Annotated in this window: 12 protein-coding genes and 1 pseudogene; 7 read left to right on the top strand and 6 right to left on the bottom strand. The window is 73.1% G+C overall.

Features of this window, described 5'->3' with window-relative positions; all coding sequences use genetic code 11:
- Nucleotides 1-150 precede the first annotated feature (150 nt).
- From AB0M54_RS20035 to AB0M54_RS20025, 3 genes are all read right to left on the bottom strand, one after another.
- The gene (locus AB0M54_RS20035) at nt 151-1,437 is read right to left on the bottom strand and encodes an extracellular solute-binding protein (protein WP_364319542.1); all 1,287 of its coding nucleotides are present in this window, start codon (nt 1,435-1,437) and stop codon (nt 151-153) included.
- Entirely contained in the window at nt 1,434-3,299 is a 1,866-nt protein-coding gene (locus AB0M54_RS20030; RefSeq protein ID WP_364472959.1) for a substrate-binding domain-containing protein, read from the bottom strand. The genes AB0M54_RS20035 and AB0M54_RS20030 overlap by 4 nt, the downstream gene beginning before the upstream one ends.
- Nucleotides 3,300-3,442: 143 nt before the next feature.
- Nucleotides 3,443-4,615 (bottom strand): ROK family protein, encoded by a 1,173-nt coding sequence (locus tag AB0M54_RS20025; protein WP_364472957.1) that lies wholly within the window; start codon nt 4,613-4,615, stop codon nt 3,443-3,445.
- Between the two features lie 148 nt (nt 4,616-4,763).
- Here AB0M54_RS20025 and AB0M54_RS20020 point away from each other — a divergent pair, with 148 nt between their 5' ends.
- The 5 genes and pseudogenes from AB0M54_RS20020 to AB0M54_RS20000 all read left to right on the top strand — a co-directional run bounded on the left by AB0M54_RS20020 (nt 4,764) and on the right by AB0M54_RS20000 (nt 9,943).
- A complete protein-coding gene (locus AB0M54_RS20020; protein WP_364472955.1) occupies nt 4,764-6,407 on the top strand; it encodes an extracellular solute-binding protein in 1,644 nt (547 codons plus the stop codon).
- A 23-nt stretch (nt 6,408-6,430) separates the two neighbouring features.
- A complete protein-coding gene (locus AB0M54_RS20015) occupies nt 6,431-7,312 on the top strand; it encodes an ABC transporter permease subunit (RefSeq protein ID WP_364319534.1) in 882 nt (293 codons plus the stop codon).
- Complete coding sequence (locus tag AB0M54_RS20010; RefSeq protein WP_364319532.1) at nt 7,309-8,205, top strand: carbohydrate ABC transporter permease; 897 nt, start codon at nt 7,309-7,311, stop codon at nt 8,203-8,205. Before AB0M54_RS20015 ends, AB0M54_RS20010 begins: the two co-directional genes overlap by 4 nt.
- A 77-nt stretch (nt 8,206-8,282) precedes the next feature.
- Nucleotides 8,283-9,467 (top strand): annotated as a pseudogene (locus AB0M54_RS20005) (beta-galactosidase); the annotation flags it as partial.
- Nucleotides 9,468-9,577: 110 nt separating this feature from the next.
- Complete coding sequence (locus AB0M54_RS20000) at nt 9,578-9,943, top strand: beta-galactosidase trimerization domain-containing protein (protein ID WP_364472953.1); 366 nt, start codon at nt 9,578-9,580, stop codon at nt 9,941-9,943.
- 41 nt (nt 9,944-9,984) lie between these two features.
- On the opposite strand, the gene AB0M54_RS19995 is transcribed toward AB0M54_RS20000, so the two are convergent.
- Entirely contained in the window at nt 9,985-10,728 is a 744-nt protein-coding gene (locus tag AB0M54_RS19995) for an alpha/beta hydrolase-fold protein (protein WP_364319528.1), read from the bottom strand.
- Nucleotides 10,729-10,816: 88 nt separating this feature from the next.
- On the opposite strand from AB0M54_RS19995, the gene AB0M54_RS19990 reads away from it, so the two are divergent.
- Together AB0M54_RS19990 and AB0M54_RS19985 are read left to right on the top strand one after the other, a co-directional pair.
- Entirely contained in the window at nt 10,817-13,822 is a 3,006-nt protein-coding gene (locus AB0M54_RS19990) for an FtsX-like permease family protein (RefSeq protein ID WP_364473008.1), read from the top strand.
- Nucleotides 13,819-16,764: an FtsX-like permease family protein gene (locus AB0M54_RS19985; protein ID WP_364472951.1), complete on the top strand. Its 2,946-nt coding sequence runs from the start codon at nt 13,819-13,821 to the stop codon at nt 16,762-16,764. The genes AB0M54_RS19990 and AB0M54_RS19985 overlap by 4 nt, the downstream gene beginning before the upstream one ends.
- Before the next feature lie 75 nt (nt 16,765-16,839).
- Here the strand turns inward: AB0M54_RS19985 and AB0M54_RS19980 are convergent, their stop codons facing one another.
- The gene (locus AB0M54_RS19980; RefSeq protein ID WP_364319524.1) at nt 16,840-18,072 is read right to left on the bottom strand and encodes a family 16 glycosylhydrolase; all 1,233 of its coding nucleotides are present in this window, start codon (nt 18,070-18,072) and stop codon (nt 16,840-16,842) included.
- 95 nt (nt 18,073-18,167) lie between these two features.
- Nucleotides 18,168-19,187, bottom strand: coding sequence for a substrate-binding domain-containing protein (locus tag AB0M54_RS19975; RefSeq protein ID WP_364319747.1), 1,020 nt, complete (start codon nt 19,185-19,187; stop codon nt 18,168-18,170).
- Between the last annotated feature and the right edge of the window lies 1 nt (nt 19,188).

Here is a 19,188-nt window from a genome sequence, read left to right as displayed (position 1 = left end):
CGTCGAAGCGCTTCGATGAGACTGTGAAGAAAACTCCGCCGACGGTTACACCCGTGTTACGCGGAGTCCTCCGAGGTTGGCACCGGACATCGACGCCGGTCAAGACCTCCAGCGGCATCCATCGATATTTTCTTAAACGGTTAAGTCTGGTCAGCCGAGGCGGCCGTGCAGGGCGTCCGTCAGCCGGGTCACCGCGTCGTCGGGTAGCTCGCCGCCGCTGTTCAGCGTCTCCACCACGATCTCCTGGAAGACGCTGCTGAAGAGCGCGTAGTGCGGCGTGTCGGGCCGCGACTTGGCCTCGTTCAGCGCCTGCAGGAGGACCGGCGCGTACGGGCGTTTCCGCCGGACCTCCGGATCGTCGTAGACCGCGGACCGGGTGGCCGCCAGCCCGCCCTGAGCGAACAGCTGCCTCTCACTGTCCTCACTGGTCAGGTATCGGACGAGCTCCTGCGCCACCTGCGGGTCGCGGGTGCCCGCGGCGACGGCCAGGTTCTGTCCGCCCAGCACACTGCGGCCCGGCAGTGGGCGCACGTCGAAGTCCTTCAGCGGCTTGTCCCCGGAGCGCAGCTGACCATAGGCCACCGGCCAGTCGCGCATCAGCGGGGCCTCGCCGCGCCGGAAGGCGGTGCGGCCGGTGTCCTCCCGGAACTCCCGTGACCGCGGCGCGATGGCGGGCGGCAGGCCGTCCGTTCCCCGCAGTCCTTGAGCCAGCTGGCGCAGCCCGGCGCGCGCCTTCGTGCTGTCGATGACCACGAGGTTGTTCTCGGCGTCGTACACCTCGCCACCGGCCGACCAGATGGCCTCGAGCGCGCTGACCGTCAGCCCCTCGTACTGGGCCAGCGGGGTCACCAGGCCGCCCTGGAGCCCTGGCTGGGAGGTCCGCAGCGCGCGCACGTCGTTCGGCTGCGGGGGAAGGGTCTTCGGCAGCGCGTTCGTCGGCACGCTCGTGCGGAAGTAGAGCAGGCCGGCGTCGGTGTTGAACGGCAGCGCCCACAGCCGGCTGTCGAACTGGCAGGTGTGCAACGGAGCGCCGAGGAACCCGGCGATGTCGGTGGTCTCGTCCAGGGCCCGGATGTACCCGGCGGTGGCGAACTCGGCCGTCCAGGTGACGTCGAGGTTGTAGATGTCGATGCCGGGATTGTCGGACTGGGCCCGTGACACCATCTCGCTGTGCTGAGCGTCGGAGCTGGTGGAGAGGTTCTCCAGTCGCGCCGGGGTGCTCGGGTGCGCGCGGTTCCACTGGTCGACCAGCGCCTGCCGCTGACCACCGATGCTCTCGTCGGCGCCGGTGAGGATCACCATCTCGGCGCCGGTGAGGGGCGAGGGATCATCGTGGACGAGGCCACGGGCGTAGACCACGAAGACCATCGCCAGGACTCCGGTGGCGAACCAGGCGAGCGCGTGCGCCAGGGTGCGCCACCTCGGTGTGCTGATCACCGTCCACCCCACAGGGTCGCGAAGAGCTGGGCCATGGTGGCGTCCGCCTTTCCCGGGCTGGTCTCCAGGCACTCACCTCGTGCCGCGTCGGTCAGCAGGCGGAGGCCGTTCTCCGTCCCGCCCGCACCCTCGCAGCGCGCGTCGCCGGTGGCGATCACATAGAGCCGCGTACCGGAGGCGCCGGTCCGGCGGCGCACCTCGGTCTCCATCTGCTTCAGGGTTCGATCACTGCTGGTGTCCTCGCCGTCGGTCAGCACGACCAGGGCACGGATGCGCTTGTCGTCGCGACCGCCGGCGACCTCGTCCAGTCCGCCGAGGATCGTGGCGTACAGCGGTGTCGCCCCGGCCGGCCGGGCCGTGCGCAGCCCGGCGGCGATCGCGCTGCGCTGTGGCAACGTGCCCGGCGCGAGCCCGACCAGCTCCGGCGAGCGCCGGCCCCGCTGGGCCGGGAAGGTCCACAGCCCGAACTCGTCGTTCGGGCCGAGATGGCCGAGCGACTCCAGCACGCCTTGGGACGCCACGCTGAACCGGGTGGCTTCGCCGGGCCCGGTGCGGGCCGCCATCGAGCCGGACGAGTCGACCGCGAGCAGAACCCGGCCGGACAGCTTGGCCTGGAGGTGCACCCGCAGCATCTCGTTCAGGGCGATCGGCACGCAGGCGTTGCGCTCCAGCGGGGTGCAGCCGGGCAGCGGGGGATCGAGCCCGGCCTGGCTGAGCTGCGGCCGGGCGTTGTCGCTGAGCAGCCAGGTGAGCAGCCCGTCGGCCGCCTCGGCGTGCCGGGTGCCGCTCCAGGTGAACCGCACGAACGGCAGGTCGAGCGCCGGGCCCTCGAGCACCGGAGGCGCGGCGTCCGCGTCCGGCGGTGAGGCGGGCCGGTCCGGGCAGCCGGGGCCCAGCGGCTTGCCGGCGACCATGCGCCGCCAGGTGCGGAGGCTGGTGAGGACGGCCGCCGGGGTCTGGCCGCGACGCAGGTACGAGCACAGCAGGCTCACCTCGTCGGTGCTGGACGGCGTGGAGCCGGCGATGATCTGCTCGCGCCGCCGCGCCTCGGTGTCGCCGACGAGACCGGTCCGCTCGTCCTGCAGGTAGCCGGCCGAGGCCAGCAGCCCGGCCGCCGACGACTCCGGATCGGCGGCGGCCAGCGTGGGACGCGGCCGGGCCAGCACCGCCTCGACCAGGCCGGGCAGGGTCGCCGTCTCGTCGCGGGCGGCCGCCGGGCCGGCCAGCACGATCGGCGAGGACGCGACCGACGTGACGTCGCGCAGCGGGGCCACCAGCCGGCCGTTGGCGGTCAGCTCGGGCGGCAGCGTCTTGGCCAGGATCTCGCGGACCTTGCGCACGTCGACCGTCGAGTCGGGCAGCCACACGTCGGGGCGCGGCCCGAAGTCGATGAGCGGATGCTCGGTGCGCGAATCGACCCAGCCGCGGGCGAGGGCGCCACCGACGGACGCGGCGCCCGCCGCGTAGACGTACGGGAACACCGTCGGGCAGCCGTCGTCGGCGGTGGCCCGGGCGTAGGCCTCGGTGACCTCGCGGATCGCCTGAAGCCCTTCGGGCGAGGTGAGAACGCGCAGCTCGGTGGCGTGCGGACAGATCTCGTCGGGGGTGATCTCGATGATGGACACGACCGCCACGGTGAGGACCAGCACCCCAGCCGCGCCGAACGCGATCATCCTCTGCCGGCCCGAGACGATCCCGCGTAGGCGGCCCAGCGCCTTCCGCGTCTTCTCGGGATTATTCACCATCGGCTGAAGAATGACGCCGGCCATCGCGCCGATCAGCACGTACACGTTGTTGCCGGACTTCTGATAGGCGAACGCGGCGATCGTGGCGACGACGATCAAGAAGGTGCTGAAGAGCACGCGAAAAAGCAACGTCCCTTTCGGTTCGTCCGTCTCGTCAGGCACGGCCCCGCCCTTCGCCGGCCGCGGCCCCGACCGGCGACCGCGTCCATATCGGACCTCAGTATAGGTTCGGCGGCCAAGCGCGGGCGCCCGTGACAGGTTCAGGACGGCAGGGCGCCGGCCTCGAGATTCTCCAGGGCCAGCGCCGCCGCGCCGGTCGCCACGGCGGCCGGGTCCATGATCGACACGGTCAGCTTGGCCTCGGCCTCGACGGCGGGGAGCAGCCACGGCGCGAGGTCGGTGAACGTGCCGCCGAGCACCACCGCCCGCGGGTCGAGCAGGTCGCTGAGCAGCGAGACGGCCTGGCCGAGGCGGCGACCGGCCGTGGTCAGGGCGGCCAGCGCGGTGGGGTCGCCCGCCCCGGCCATCGTGGCCAGGCGCGCCAGCTCGGGCGCGTAGTCGGTGATCGGTCCGTCGTCGGCGGCGTCCGGCAGCGCGGCCCGGATCAGGGCGGGCAGCCCGGCGTACGCGTCCAGGCAGCCGTGCCGCCCGCAGCGGCAGAGCGGCCCGCCGGGCTCGAGCTGGAGGTGCCCCACCCGCCCGGCCCGGCCGCGGTCGCCGCGCACCAGCCGGCCGCCGGCGATGATCCCGGCGCCCACCCCGGCCCCGCCGAGCAGCGCGATCAGGTCGGGCGCCCCGGCGTGCGTCCCGGATCGGTGCTCGGCCACCACGGCGAGGTTCGCGTCGTTCTCGATCATCACGTCGTACGCCGGGTCGTGCAGCGCCTTGGCCAGGGCCGGCCGCAGGTCGAGGTCGGCCCAGCCGAGGTGGGGCGCGAAGCGGACGGTGTCGTCGGCGGCCACCGCCCCGGGGACGGCGACGGTCAGACCGAGGATGCGCCGCCCCTGACCGGTGAGCTTGGCCGTGACCCGCCCGGCCAGGGCGGCCACCGCCGACTCGGGACGCCCGGCGGGGGTGCCCAGGCCGGGGAACGAGCGCCGCCACGACAGCAGCCGCGAGCCGCTCAGGTCGACCGCGACCGCGGTCAGGTAGTCGACGGCGACCTCGATGCCGACCGCCGCGAACGGGCGGCCCTCCAGGGCGAGCAGCGAGGCGGGGCGGCCGATGCGGTTGCCGGCCGGGCCGGTCTCGCGCAGCAGACGCCGGTCCAGCAGCTCGCCGACCAGGCTGGTGACGGTCGCCTTGTTCAGCCCGGTGGCGGAGGCGACGTCCGTGCGGGAACACGGCGCGTGCACCCGCACATGCCGGAGCACCGCCGCCAGGTTGGTCGCCCGCACGTCGGTGAGGCTCGAGATCACCCTGTTCCCGCCCATCCGCTCATCATGCCGCATCGGAGATCGACGCCCCTTGTCCATCCTAGTACCGGGGGATAGTTTGTTTGGTTACAAGCCAAACTAAGTCCGAGTCAATCGAGGTTCGGGTCGATCGAGGCCCGGGCCATCCGAGGTCGAGGAGAGCGCCGTGACGTCACGACGGACGTTCCTGGGGGTGGCCGCCTCGGTGGCCGGCGCGGGGCTGCTGGGCGGCTGCGGGGAGAAGAGCACCCGCGGCGGCGCCACCCAGCAACTCGACAAGCTGTCCTCGCTGATACCGGCGGCCAAGGACCCGGGCCTGAGCATCCCGCCGCCGGACGTCGTCGGCACCCGGCCGGTGGCCGACGGCTACACCAGGTTCCCGGCCACCCTGGTCGACGCGATCAGCGAGAAGCCCGGCCGTGGCGGCTCGGCGATCCGGGCGATCACCCCGGTCTGGGGCCCGGCGCCGCCCGCCGGCCGGAACAACTCTTACCTGGTCGCGATCAACGACGAACTGGGCGTGCCGGTCGAGTTCAGCGTCCAGGACGGACTCCAGTACGCCGACAAGATCGGTGCGCTGCTGGGCGCCCGGGACGTCCCCGACCTGCTCTGCGTGCCGCAGTGGGAGGTGGCCAAGCTGGCCCGGTTCGCCGACGCCACCAACGCGCTGTTCGAGGACCTCACGCCGTACCTGCAGGGCTCGAAGGTCTCGGCCTATCCGATGCTGGCGACCTTCCCGGCGGGGGCGTGGCGCAACGCCTGCTGGAACGAGAAGCTGATGTCGGTGCCGAACCCGACCGACGGCCCGTTCCCGTGGGTGATGTTCCACCGGCGCGACCTGTTCACCAAGCTGGGCCTGAAGCCGCCGGCGACGATCGACGAGCTGTACCGCCTCGGCAAGGAGATCACCAAACCGAACCAGGGCGTGTGGGCGTTCAGCGACGTGTTCGCGATGATCCAGATGTATTTCAGGTCGCCGGGTACGAAGGACGGCTGGCGCCGCCGGGCCGACGGCACACCGGAGTTCAAGTACGAGACGCCGGAGTTCAAGGCGGCCGCCGAGTTCATGGCCAAGCTCTACCGGGACGGCCTGATCCACCCGGACATCGTGGCCAGCCGCGGCGCCGACATGAAGCAGCTGTTCCAGAGCGGCAAGATCCTGATCACCCAGGACGGCATGGGCGCGTGGCAGCCGATGCAGGCCGAGCAGCAGAACGTGACGCCCGGCTTCGACGTGCAGCCGCTGCCGCTGTTCTCGGCCACCGGCGGCGACCCGCTGGCCTGGGGCGACGACGAGCCGATCTCGTACACGTTCGTCAAGAAGGGCCTGCCCAAGGACCGGGTCGAGGAGATCCTCCGGGTGATCAACTGGTGCTCGGCGCCGTTCGGGACCACCGAGTTCCAGCTCCGCGAGTTCGGGGTCGAGGGCAAGCACCACACCCGGAAGGCCGAGGGCCCGGTGAAGACCGACCTGGGCTTCAAGGAGATCGCCAACCAGTACTTCTTCATCAGCGGCCGGCGGCCGGTGGTGCAGCCGACACCGCAGACCCCCAAGTACGTGCCGGACATGCTCGGTTACTCCAACCAGACCGTCAAATACCTGGAGAAGGACCCGTGGGACGGACTCAAGCTGGAGATGCCGGCTCGGTACAAGTCGGGGATGACCCCGTTCGAGGACAAGCTCACCGACCTGGTGCGGGGCCGGCGCCCGTTCAGCGACCTGGACGCGATCGTCAAGGAGTGGCGCGCCGGTGGTGGCGACGAGGCCCGCGAGCTGATGGGCAAGGCACTCGCCGACGCGGGTCGATAAGAAGAGACTGGCCCTTCCTGGTCATGGTCGCGCCGGGATTCCTGCTCCTGCTCGTCTTCCACTACCTGCCGGTGCTCGGCAACGTGGTCGCCTTCCAGGACTACAACCCCTACTCCGGCGACAGCGCCCTGGCCGCGCTGGCCGGCAGCCCGTTCATCGGCCTGGAGAACTTCCGGATCCTGTTCGCCGACCCGGCGTTCTGGGACGCGGTGGTCAACACGCTGTCGATCACCGCGTTCCAGCTGGTGTTCTTCTTCCCGCTGCCGGTCGTGCTGGCCCTGGTGCTGCACAGCGTCATGTCGCCGCGGATCCGCAACTTCGTCCAGACCGTCGTCTACCTGCCGCACTTCTTCAGCTGGGTGCTGGTGGTGACGTTCTTCGTGCAGATGCTCGGCGGCGCCGGGCTGCTGGCCCAGGAGCTGCGGGACGCCGGGATCAGCCCGCCCGAGATCATGTCCAACCCGCAGACGTTCATCGTGCTGGTCACGGCCGAGGCGGTCTGGAAGGACGTGGGCTGGGGCACGATCGTCTTCCTGGCCGCGCTGAGCACGATCGACACTGATTTGTACGAGGCGTCCGCGGTCGACGGCGCCGGCCGGTGGCGCCGGATGTGGCACATCACGCTGCCCGGGCTGCGGCCGGTCATCGTGCTGCTGCTGATCCTGCGGCTCGGCGACGCCCTGACCGTCGGCTTCGAACAGTTCCTGCTCCAGCGGGACGCGGTCGGGCGGCAGGCCGCCGAGGTGCTCGACACGTTCGTCTACCACCAGTCCATCGTCACGGCCGACTACGGGCTGGGCGCGGCGGCCGGGCTCTTCAAGGCGGCCGTCGGGCTGATCCTGATCCTGGTCGCCAACCGGCTGGCCCACGCGCTCGGCGAATCGGGGGTGTACCGCCGCTCATGACCATCACCACGAGAAGGCCGGCCTGGCAGGAGAAGCCCACGGTCGCCGGCCAGGCCACCAAGGGAACCGTGCTGACCGGCGTCGTCATGGCCGTCGTCCTGCCGCTCTGGGTGGTGCTGGTGACCAGCCTGTCGTCCCGGGAGACGATCACCGCGGCGGGCGGGCTGGTCGTCGTACCGCGCGGCATCGACCTGTCGGCGTACAAAATCATCTTTGCCGGCGGCCAGATCACCCGGGCCCTCGCGGTCAGCGCGACCGTCACCCTGCTCGGCACCGCGGTCAGCCTGGTGGTCACCGTGCTGGCGGCGTACGGCCTGTCCCGGCCCGGCACGCTCGGCCACCGGTTCCTGCTCTTCTACTTCCTGATGACCTTCCTGATCTACCCCGGCATGGTCCCGAGCTACCTGGTGGTGACCGGGCTGGGCCTCAAGGACAGCCTGTGGTCGCTGGTGCTGCCCAGCGCGGTCAGCGTGTTCAACCTGGTCGTGGTGCGGGCGTTCTTCCAGAACCTGCCCGGCGAACTGCTGGACAGCGCGCGGATCGACGGCGCCGGGGAGTTCCGCATCCTGTGGCGGATCGTGCTGCCGCTGTCCAAGGCGGTGGTCGCGGTGGTCGGCCTGTTCTACGCGGTCGGCTACTGGAACGTCTGGTTCTCGGCGCTGCTCTACATCGACGACAACAACAAGTTCCCGATCCAGCGGGTGCTCCAGAGCTTCATCCTGGCCGGGATGACGCCACAGACCTCGGGTGTCGCGGCCGGCACGGCGCTGCCGCCCACGCTCGCGGTGAAGATGGCCGTCGTCGTGGTGACCGTACTGCCGATCGCCTGCGTCTACCCGTTCATCCAGCGTCACTTCACCCGGGGCGTGCTCGTCGGCGCCGTCAAGGGCTGAAGGCTTTGCTCTGGTACGGCGGGGACTACAACCCCGAGCAGTGGCCGGTTTCCACGCGCCGGGAGGATGCCGCGCTGATGCTTTCCACCCGCCGGGAGGATGCCGCGCTGATGCTTTCCACGCGCCGCGAGGATGCCGCGCTGATGCTTTCCACCCGCCGGGAGGATGCCGCGCTGATGCGGGAAGCCGGCGTCACGGCCGTCACCGTGGGTGTGTTCTCGTGGTCGTCCCTGGAACCCCGTCCCGGTGAGTACGACTTCGCGTGGCTCGACGAGACGATGGACCATCTCGCCGACGCGGACATCGGCGTCGTCCTGGCCACCCCGACCGCGTCGCCGCCGCTGTGGTTCTCGCTCCTTTCTCCCGAGTCCCTTACGGTCGAAGCCGACGGGACGCGGCTCAGCCACGGGAGCCGGGACACCTACTGCGCCAGCGCGCCCGCCTACCGGGCCGCCGCCCGGGACATCGCGTCGGCCCTGGCCACCCGATATGCCCGCCACCCGGCCCTCGCCCTCTGGCACGTGCACAACGAGTACGCCACCGCCTGCCACTGCGACCTGGCCGCCGCCGCGTTCCGTCGCTGGCTGAACGCTCGTTACCGGTCGCTGGACGCCCTGAACGACGCGTGGTGCACCGCGTTCTGGAGCCAGCGTTACACCGAGTGGGAGCAGATCCTGCCGCCGCGCGCCACGCGCTACCTGCCCAATCCGGGGCTGCTGCTCGACTTCCGGCGCTTCACCTCGGACGAGCTGCTCGGCGCCTATGTGGAGCAGCGCGAGGTTCTGCGGGCGGCCAACCCGGCGGTGCCGATCACCACCAACTTCGTACTCGGCGGCTGGGTGCCGGTCGACCATGCCCGCTGGGCCCGCGAGGTCGACATCGTGGCGATCGACCACTACCCGTCCGACGCCGGGCTTGAGGGGGAACACCAGGCGGCGTTCGCGGCCGACCTGGCCCGTGGCTGGGCGCGCGGCGCGGCGGGTGGTGCCTATACGCGCTCAGAGCGGCAGGGTAGCTCGGCCGGCTCGGGTGTTGCCTTTACGCGCTCAGAGCAAAGGGGCGGCGGCGGGGAGGGCTGGCTGCTGATGGAGACGGCGCCGAATCTGATCTACACGCCGGGGCGGATGCATGTGAAGGAGCCGGGGCGGATGGAACGGCAGGCGCTCGCCGCGGTGGCCCGCGGGTCGGCGGGCGCGATGTACTTCCAGTGGCGGGCGCCGCGCGGCGGGGCGGAACGGTTCCATTCCGCGCTGGTGCCGCATGCCGGGCCGGAGAGCCGGGTCTTCCGGGAGGCGGTCGCGCTGGGCGCCCGGTTGCGGGAGGTCGCACCGGCGGCGGCCTGCTCGGGGTGCGGGTGGAGGAGTTCCATCCGATGCCGGCCGGCGCGACGGTCACGCTGGACGACGGCCGGGTCGGTGAGCTGTGGCGCGAGACCGTGCACGCCGCCGGGGCCGAGGTGCTCGCGCGCTACCCGGACGGCGGCCCGGCGATCACCCGGCACGTGGTTGGGGCGGGTGCGGTCTGGTATGTCTCGACCCGGCTGGCCGGCGGCTACGGCAGCCTGCTGGCCGAGGTGTGCGCGGAGGCCGGCGTCGAGCCCGTGGCGCCCGGTCTGCCGTCCGGTGTCGAGGCGGTCCGGCGCGGCGACCGGCTCTGGCTGCTCAACCACACGGACGAGGCGCATGAGGTGGCCGGGATCCGGGTGGCGGCCGGCGCGGTCGTCGTACACAAAGAGTAGTTTTCTCAAACCCGATGGCCGCCGTGGCCGCCCGCGAGCACCTACTGCACGAAGCGGGGCAGATGGTGGGCCAGCTGCCGCCGCCACGACGGCCAGTCGTGCGGCACGTCGTGCCCCCACAGGTCGAGCTCGTGCCGGATGCCCTTCTCGGCCAGCAGCCCGGCCATCCGCTTCGTCGCTTCCAGCGAGCCGGTGGTGTCCTCCCACTGCCCCTGCCCGCAGACCAGCAGCAGGGACAGCCGCGACCGCAACCACTCCAGGTGGTCGCCGTGCAGGTTGGCGATGTAGTCGGCCGGGTTGTTGAAGTACAGCGCGTCGCCCTGCTCTCCCCAGCCGCGCCAGGTGCGCGGGTCGTAGTTGCCCGAGAAGCACAGCGCCAGCGGGAACAGGTCGGCCCGCTTGAAGGCGAAGTTCAGCGCGTGGAAGGCGCCCAGCGAGCAGCCCAGGGTGATGATCTCGGAGGCGCCGGCCGAGTCGCCGGCGATGTGCGGCACCACCGCGTCCAGGATCCACGACTCGTAGAAGCCGTGCGCCCGGGCGCGGTCCTCCAGGGACAGGTGCCCGGCCGACCAGGTGCCCGCGTCGAACGACCCGACACAGTAGAGCTTCACCCGGCCCGCCTCGATCAGCGGCTCGACCGCGCCGACCATGCCCCGCTCGGCGAACTCGGCCGGATAGCCGCCCTCGCTGGGGAACACCAGGACCGGCCGCCCGTAGTGGCCGTACACGGCCACCGTTCCCCGGATTCCGGCGGACGTGGTCAACTCGGTCGCGTAGTGGCGCATGAACCGGTGTCTACCACCGCGGGCGCGCGCGAGCGAGTACGGTCACGGCTGGAAAGATCGCGGCGTACGGGGGACGGGTTTGGACACGGTGATCCTGGGGGCGGTACGAGCGCGCGCCGCCCAGTCGTTCATGGTGCTGGTCCTGGCCGGATTGCTGACCACCGCCGCCGTGGCCGCGCCGTGGTACGGGCTCACCGTCGCCTCCCGGGTGGCCGCCGCCGACGTGGCCGTCGCCCCGGCCGCCCAGCGGGTGCTCTCCACACGGATGCAGGGCACGATCAGCGGCAACGCCCGGGCCGGCCTGGACGAGTTCGGCCGCTCGGTCACCGGCACGCTGGTCATCCCCGGCGCCACCGCGCTGCTCGGCGCCGTCCGGCCGATGGTCTACCGCCCGGACACCACGAGCGCGGCCTCCTCGGCGGTGCCGGTCGCCTACCGCGACGACTTCTGCCGGCACGTACGGCTGAGCGGGTCCTGTCCGTCCGCGGCCGGACAGGCGGCGATCAGCGGCGACGCGGCCAAGCGGCTCAAACTGAAGGCCGGCGACCCGATCCCGGTCCGGCAGTCGCCCGGCAGCCCGCAGCTGCCCCTCACGGTGACCGCGATCTACCAGATCGACGATCCGTCCAGCGCCTACTGGGCCAACCCGGAGTTCCGGGCCCAGGCCAGCCTCGACCCGATCTTCACGGCGCTCGCCACCTTCGACGCGCCCCAGCTGGCCACACCGGTCTTCGCCGCCGACATCGACGTGCCCGAACCGCTGCTGCGCGGCGACAACGGCTACGACCTGCGGTCGGTGGTCAACGCCGCGAAGCCCGACCTGCTCGGCGACGGCATCGCGATCACCGACCCGACCCGGGACCTGCAACGGCAGGTCCGCGACGACCGCACGGCCGTGCTGGCCGGCCTGCTCATCGCGCTCGGCCAGGTGCTGCTGCTCGGCTGGATCGCGCTGGGCCTGGCCGGCCGGGCCACCCTGCCCGCCCGCCGCGACGACGTCGGCCTGCTCAAGCTGCGCGGCAACACCCGCGGCGACACGCTGCGGCTGACCTCCGGCCAGCACCTGCCACCCCTGGCCGCGGGCGTGCTGGCCGGCCTGCCGGTCGGCTTCCTGGCCGGGTGGCTGCTGGGCGGCGGCCTCCCGGTCCGCTCCGAGCTGTGGCTCGCCCTGCTCGGCACGCTCGGCGCCGCGCTGGTCGTGCTGCTGGTGGCGATGCTGGTGCTGGTCCTGGTGGACGCGGCCATGCTGCGCCTGCCGATCGTCACGTTGCTGCGCCGGGCCTCCACCAAACGCCGTGGCCGGGCCGCCGACGTCCTCGACCTGATCCTCATCGCCCTCGCCGTCGCGGCGGTCTACCAGGCCCGCAGCGGCGACAACCCGACCGGTCTCGGCGTGGTCGCGTCGGTCCTGACCGCCCTGGCCATCGCGCTCGTGCTGGCCCGGGTGCTGCGCTCGGTCACCGCCTGGGCCGGTGGGCTCGCCGTCCACCAGGGTCGGCTGCGCGCTGGCCTGGCCGCCGTGCAGGTGTCCCGGCAGCCCGCCGCCGACCGGGTGTTCGTGCTGGTCGCCACCGCGGTGGCGATGCTCGCGCTGGGGGCCGGGAGCCTGGCCGCGGCCGATCAGGACCGGAGCGCCCGGGCCGGGGTCGAGCTGGGCGCCGACCGGGTGCTGACCGTCGGCGCCGGCAGCACCACGCAATTCCTCGCCGCCGTACGCCGGGCCGATCCGGCCGGGCGTACGGCGATGGCGGTCCTGGTCGACCTCAACAGCAACCCGCCCATCCTGGCCGTGGACAGCTCCCGCCTCGCGTCGGTGGCCCGCTGGCGCACCGAGTTCGGGCCGGTCGCCGCGCTGCCCGCCGCCGTCGCCGAGGGCACGCCGGCCGATCCGCTGCCGCTGATCACCGGCGCCCGGCTGGAGCTGCGGCTGACCAACGGCCGGCCACTGCCCGCGCTGGTCAGCGTCACGCTCCAGCAGGAGAAGGACGGCTCGACGGTGGAGGCCAAGTTCGACAACATCCCGCGCGGCGAGCACACCGTGACCGCCGCGGTGCCGGCCTGCGCCACCGCGCCGGGCTGCCGGTTCGTCCGCTTCCAGCTGGCCACGCCGATCACCGAGACCGGCAAGCCCACGCCCGGTCCGATCGTCATCGAGGGGCTGCGCCAGCTCGGGCCGGATCGAGAGATCTTCGGCGCGGCGCAACTCGGCGACGTGAAGCGCTGGTTCACCGACATCAGCGGCGTGTCGCTCGAACTGAGCACGGCCGGCGGCAAGCTCTCGATGACCGCGCCGGACGCCGGCACCCAAGCCGCGGGCGACCGGGTGTACGCGGCCGAGATGCCCCGGCCGCTGCCGGTCGTGCTGGCCGGGCCGCCGCCGAAGGAGTGGCGCTACGACGACGCGGCCAGCCCGCGGTTCGGCGCCGGCGACAACCCGGTCAGCGTGGTGGCCGACGTGCCGGTGCTGCCGGCGCTGGGCACCGGCGGGATGATGGTCGACCTGGACGCGGCCCGGCGCACCGCGGCCGACGCCAACCTGGTCGGCGCCTTCCAGGTGTGGCTGGCCCCGGACGCGCCGGACACCATCGTGGCCCGGCTGCGCGAGGCCGGCCTGACCGTGACCGCCGACCACACGATCGCCCAGCGCGAGGAGCAGCTGGCCGCGCAGGGTGGCGTGGCGGCCGCCCGGTTCGGGTTGCTGACCGTGGTGATCGCGCTGCTGCTGGCGGCCGGGGCGGTGGGCATCACCGCGGCGGCCGACCGCGACTCGTACGCGAGCCAGCTGCGCGCGCTCCGCGTGCAGGGCCTGTCCGAGCCCAGCGCGGTCGCCGCCGGCTACCTGGGCACCGCCGCGCTGGTCGTGGCCGGCCTGGTCGCCGGCCTGCTCGCCGCCACCCTGGCGGTGCCGATCACCGACCTGACCGCGCCACCCTTCGGCGACGGCTGGCGGGTGGTGCCACCGCCGGGCCCGCTCGGCCCGGCCGCCCTGGGCCTGGCCGCGCTGGCCGCGGCGGCCACCCTGGCCGTCACCGGGGTGCTCGCCGCCCGGCCCTTGGCCCGCAAGGTGCGCTCCGAGCCGCGGGGACGGCGATGATCGCGCTCGTCCTGGCCATGCTGTGGAGCCGGCGCGGCCAGGCTCTCACCGTCGCCCTGCTCACCCTGCTCGGGGTCGCCGCCGCGGTGGCCGCGCCGGCCTGGCTGCGGGCCACCGACCGGGCCGTCGCCGCCGGGCAGGTCGAGGTCGCGCCGGGCGCCATGAAGACGTTCACGCTCACCCAGTCCGAACCCGACCAGCGCGCGCTGGTCGGGCAGTCCCGCCCGCAGAATCTGGAGGACACCCGCGGCGCGCTGCTCGGGCTGCCCGGGTTCTCGTACGTGTCGGCGGCCGAGTACCCGGCCCTCGGCGTCGACCCGGACATCACCCGGCGCACCCAGTTCGTCTACCGCCAGAACGTCTGCGAGCATCTCGAGATCGTCGCGGGCCGCTGCCTGTCCGGCGAGGGTGACGTGGTGATCGGCGCGGCCACCGCGAAGCGGCTCGACCTGAAGGTCGGCCAGTCGATCGACATGGCGTTCGCGGTGCTGGTCCACGAGCCCGGGGACACCTACTGGAAGGCCAACGGCGCCGCCAAGCCGCTGCTGGTGGCCGGCGTCTACCGGGTGCCCCGGCCGCAGGACGCCTACTGGGGCGGCAACCCGTACTTCGCCACCTACTTCGGCGCGCCCGACGAGCCGATGTTCGCGCTGGACGCGACGCTGAGGGGGATGGACCACGGCGTCACCCAGCTCTCCGTGGACGGGATCGCCGGCCCGGACGCGCTGGCGGTCGACCGGCTGCCCGCCCTGAACACCGCGGTGGGCGCGCTGCGGGCCCAGGTCCAGGGCCTCGGCGAGGGCATCACGCTGGAGACCGGCATCCCCGACCTGCTGGCCCGGATCGATCAGGGCCGGCGGGCCGCCCACCTGATCGTCCCGGTGCCCGCGGTGGCGCTGATCCTGCTCAGCTGCCTGACCATCTTCCTCGCGGTCGGCTACGGCACCGAGGGCCGCCGCCCCGAGCTGGCCGTGGTCGCGCTCCGCGGCGCCCGCTGGGGCCAGCGCTGGTGGCTGGCCACCGGCGAGAACCTGGTGGCCGTCCTGATCGGCGCGGTCGCCGGGTGCGTCGCCGGGCAGCTGCTGGTGAACGCCATCGCCGCGGTCCGGTTCCCCGGCGTGGGCGCCGACGCCGGCCTCGACTCGCTGCGCTGGGCGCCCCTCGCCGCGCTCGCCGCGCTGATCACGGCGCTGCTGGCGGAAAGGCGCCAGCTGCTCAGCCCGGTCACCGAGCTGCTGCGCCGCGCGCCGGTGGTGCGGCGCGCCTTCGGCGCGATCGCCCTGCAGGCCGGCGTCGCGGTGATCGCGGTGATCGCGGCGGTTCAGCTCTTCGTCACCGGCGGCACCCTGACCGGCGTGGGTACGTTCGCCAGCGCGCTGGTCGCGATCGCGCTGTCCCAGCTCGCCGCCCGGGCCGTGCTGCCGACGGTCACCCGGTTCGCGGCCCGGGCCCTCGGCCGTGGCCGTCCCGGGGCGGCGCTGGCCGGCTTCCAGCTGTCCCGGCGGCCCGGCGCCGCGCGCATCTTCGCCCTGCTGGTCGCCGCGGTCTCGGTGGCCGGGTTCGCGGCCTGCGCGGTGGACGCCGCCGCACGCGGCCGCATCATGCAGGCCGACCTCGGCACCGGCGCCGACCGGGTGGTGTCGGTGCAGGCGGTCGGGCGGCAGACGCTGCTGGCCGCCGTCGACCGGGCCGACCCGGACGGCGCCTACGCGATGGCCGCGATCCGCATGATCACCGATCCCGGCCAACCGGCCGGGCTGGCCGTCGACTCCACCCGCCTGGCCCGGGTCGCGAACTGGCCGGCCGGCGACGCCCGGACGGCCGCGACGGCGCTGCGCCCGCGGGCGCCCGAGCTGCCGGTCACCGACGGCCCGACCGTGTCGGTCGACCTCACCGCGACCGGCCTCAACCCGGACAAGCTGGTGACCGTCGGTATCGTGGTCGGCTCGCCGCTCGGCGACGAGGTGCTGCCGCTCGGCGACCTGGCCGAGGGACGCCACACGTACTCCCGGGAGGTCGACATCTGCCGGCCCCGGTGCCGGATCCACGCGATCCGCGTCTCCGAGGGCGACGGCAACAAGGACATCGTCGGCGCGGTCACGCTGAACGCCCCGCAGGCCGCCGGCTGGCGGGCCAACTCGCCGGCCGCGCTGCGCCCCGACGGCACGATCGACCTGACCGCGGTCAACGGGATCCAGGACTCCCTGTTGCTCCAGCCGGTGTCCACGCCCGCGACGCTGCCCGCGGTGGTGGCCGGCGCCGGCCCCGGCGACCCGGTCCGCGGCCTGGACGGCCGTCCGGTCCCGGTCGCGCCGGTCGCCGACCTCGACGCGCTGCCCGGCGTGGGCCGGCCCGGCACGATGGTCGACCTCGACTACGCCGACCGCCTGGCCACCGACGGCGGCCCGAGCAGCGGCGCCCAGGTGTGGCTCAACGCCGACGCGCCCGGCGACATCCTGAACCGGCTGTCCGCGGCCGGCCTGGTCGTCACCGGCGACCAGCGGGCGTCCGACGTGCGCGCGTCGCTGGACCGGCAGGGCCCGGCCCTGGCCCTGATCTTCGCCGTGGTCATCGCGGTGCTGGCGGCCGGCCTGGCCGCGGGCGCGCTGGTGCTGGCGGGGACGGTCGACCGCGCCCGCCGGGTGGAAGACCTGTCCGCGCTGCGGGCGCAGGGGCTGTCCCGGCAGGCGTTGCGGCAGGCGACCCTGTTGACGTACCCGGCGCTGGTCGCCGCCGCGGTCCTGGCCGGCCTGGTGATCGGGCTGCTCACCTGGTGGCTGACCGGCTGGGCGCTGCCGCTGTCCGGCATGGACCCGCCGCCCCTGCCGTTGCCCGGCTGGCCGCGCCCGTGGGTCCTCGCGATCGTCACGGTCGTGGCGGGCGGGGCGCTGGCCGCCGTGGCCTGGCTGACCGGCCGCCGCACGCTCGCCGAGGTCCGGTAGGAACCGCCGGCTGAACGCGCGGACGCCGGCCGCGTGAAGGCGGCCGGCGTCCGGGTCGTTCAGCGGATCAGCGGGTCAGGCCCGGGCCCACTTCTGGTTGGAGCCGCCGGAGCAGTCCCAGAGCTGGAGCTGGGCGCCGTTGGCGGTGTTGCGGTCCTTCACGTCGACGCACTTGTTGGCCGACACGTTCACCAGGTCGCCGGCGCCGGACAGGGTGAATCGCTGCACCGGGTTGCCGTTGCAGGTGACCAGCTGGATCGGGGTGCCGTTGGTGAGCGCCCCGCCGGCCGGGTCCATGCACTTGCCCATGGCCCGCATCGTGCCGTCGCCGTTGGCCGCCCACTGCTGCGCGGCGCTGCCGTTGCAGTCGTACGTCTGGAGCCTGGCCCCGTCGACCGGGTTGGCGCCGGGGATGTCGATGCAGCGGGCGCTCAGGGCCGACTTGAGCCCGCTCCCACCACCGCTCGGCGGCGGGGTGCTGGTCGTGCTGACGTGCACGTAGTCGATCAGCATCCGGCTCTCGGCGGGCAGGCCGGCCGGGTTGCCCTGGCCGAAGTTACCGCCGACGGCCAGGTTGAGGATGATGAAGAACGGGTGCTCGAAGACCCAGTTGACGTTGCCCTTGGCCGCCCGCAGCGAGTCGGGGGTGGCCCGGAAGAACTCCTGGCCGTCCACGGTCCAGACGATCAGGTTGGGTGACCAGTCCACGGCGTAGTTGTGGAAGGCCTGGTGCCACGGCGTTCCGGTGTTGCGGGTGTTGCCGTACGAGTTGCCGCCGGAGTAGCCGGGGCCGTGCAGGGTGCCGAACAGCTGGTTGGGTTCCCGGCCGACGACCTCCATGATGTCGATCTCGCCGTCGGTGGGCCAGTTGCCGCCGCCGAGCATCCAGAAGGCGGGCCAGAGGCCGGAGCCGTTGGGGACCTGGATGCGGGCCTCGACGTGGCCGTACTGCTGGGTGAACTTGCCGGCGGTCTGGATCCGGCCCGAGGTGAACTGGCAGGTGCCGTTCCAGCAGTCGTTGTGACCGCCACTGCCCTTGCGTGCCGTGATGACCAGGTGGCCCTGGCCGTCCTGGGCGACGTTGCTGGTGCCGCTGGTGTAGTACTGCAGCTCCTGGTTGCCGAAGCCGCTGCCGCCGGTGTCGAAGTTCCACTTCGACTGGTCGACACCGGCGCCGGCGGCACCGTTGAAGTCTTCGTTCCAGACCACGGCCGCGTCGGCCTGATCACTTCGGGAAGCGACGGTGAGACCGGCGCTCAGGGACACCACGACGGCGGCCGCCGCGATGAGGAACCTTGATCTACGCATGGGGGATGACCTCCGGGGAGAGGGTTGAAACGAGTAACAGTGTTAACAGTCACCCCGGGTCCGTCAAGCCGGGAGCGGTTCCGCCCGCCCGGCGGTCACCCCCGCAGCGCCGCGGTCGACCGCCGGACGACCAGCTCGGTGGCCAGTTCGATGTGGAAGGAGTCCGGGTGTTCGTCGGCCGCCAGGCGCAGGGCCGTCCGTGCCGCCACCCGGCCCATCTCGCGCAGCGGCTGCCGGATCGTGGTCATCGGCGGCGACGAGAAACGGGCCACCTGGGTGTCGTCGAACCCGACCACGCTGAGGTCCTCGGGCACCCGCCGGCCCAGCCCACGGGCCGCCTCGATCACCCCGGAGGCCGACTCGTCGCTGGCCGCGAAGACCGCCGTCGGCGGCTCGGGCATGGTCAGCAGCGCCGACCCGGCGACCAGGCCGTGCTCGTGGGTGAACGTCCCCTGCTTCACGAAGGACGGCGGCGGGGGACAGCCCGCGGCCTCCAGCGCCGCGCGCATCCCGTGCAGCCGGGCCTGGTTGTGGGCCGCGGCGGGCGGGCCGCCGACGTACGCGATCCGCCGATGCCCCAGACCGAGCAGATGGTGCGCCGCCGCCATGCCCCCGGCGAAGTTGGTCGCGCCGACGCTGGCCACCTCCGGCCGCGGCACCCGGCCCGGGTCGGCCATCACCAGCGGCAGGTCGGCCCGGACGAGCGCCTGGTAGTACTCGTCGGCGAGGTCGCTGACCACCGCGATGACCGCTTCCCGCCCGGCCGCCACGAGGTCGCGCGCCCACAGGCCGGCCGGGATGGCGGCGTCCGGGAAACCACCGGCCACCATCGGCACCCCGACGTCCCGCACGCCGTTGAGGATCTCTATCGAGTACGCCGTGAGCGGATCGGGCAGCAACAGCTCCAGGCGCGCGGTGGCCGGGCTGCGGCGTACCGGTGAGCGTTTCCGCCCCCGGTACTCGTGCTGCCGCAGCAGCTTCTCCACCCGCTCCCGGGTGGCCGCGCCGACGTCGCCCCGCCCGTTCAGAACCCGGGACACGGTCGCCACGGACACGCCCGCCGACTCGGCGACCATGGCCAGCGTGGTGCTCCTGCGTTGGGTGGGCGCCGACATG

The organism is Actinoplanes sp. NPDC051470 (genome assembly GCF_040682035.1).
Lineage (GTDB): Bacteria > Actinomycetota > Actinomycetes > Mycobacteriales > Micromonosporaceae > Actinoplanes.
Note: the sequence above shows the minus strand (reverse complement) of the source record. Positions and strands in the feature narration are given on the sequence as shown.

Coding starts and splice junctions, on each gene's coding strand:
- AB0M54_RS20010 (WP_364319532.1), top strand. CDS start 7,309: ATGACCATCACCACGAGAAGGCCGGCCTGGCAGGAGAAGCCCACGGTC.
- AB0M54_RS19995 (WP_364319528.1), bottom strand. CDS start 10,728: ATGCGCCACTACGCGACCGAGTTGACCACGTCCGCCGGAATCCGGGGA.
- AB0M54_RS20025 (WP_364472957.1), bottom strand. CDS start 4,615: ATGGGCGGGAACAGGGTGATCTCGAGCCTCACCGACGTGCGGGCGACC.
- AB0M54_RS19975 (WP_364319747.1), bottom strand. CDS start 19,187: ATGTCGGCGCCCACCCAACGCAGGAGCACCACGCTGGCCATGGTCGCC.
- AB0M54_RS19980 (WP_364319524.1), bottom strand. CDS start 18,072: ATGCGTAGATCAAGGTTCCTCATCGCGGCGGCCGCCGTCGTGGTGTCC.
- AB0M54_RS19985 (WP_364472951.1), top strand. CDS start 13,819: ATGATCGCGCTCGTCCTGGCCATGCTGTGGAGCCGGCGCGGCCAGGCT.
- AB0M54_RS20000 (WP_364472953.1), top strand. CDS start 9,578: ATGCCGGCCGGCGCGACGGTCACGCTGGACGACGGCCGGGTCGGTGAG.
- AB0M54_RS20015 (WP_364319534.1), top strand. CDS start 6,431: ATGGTCGCGCCGGGATTCCTGCTCCTGCTCGTCTTCCACTACCTGCCG.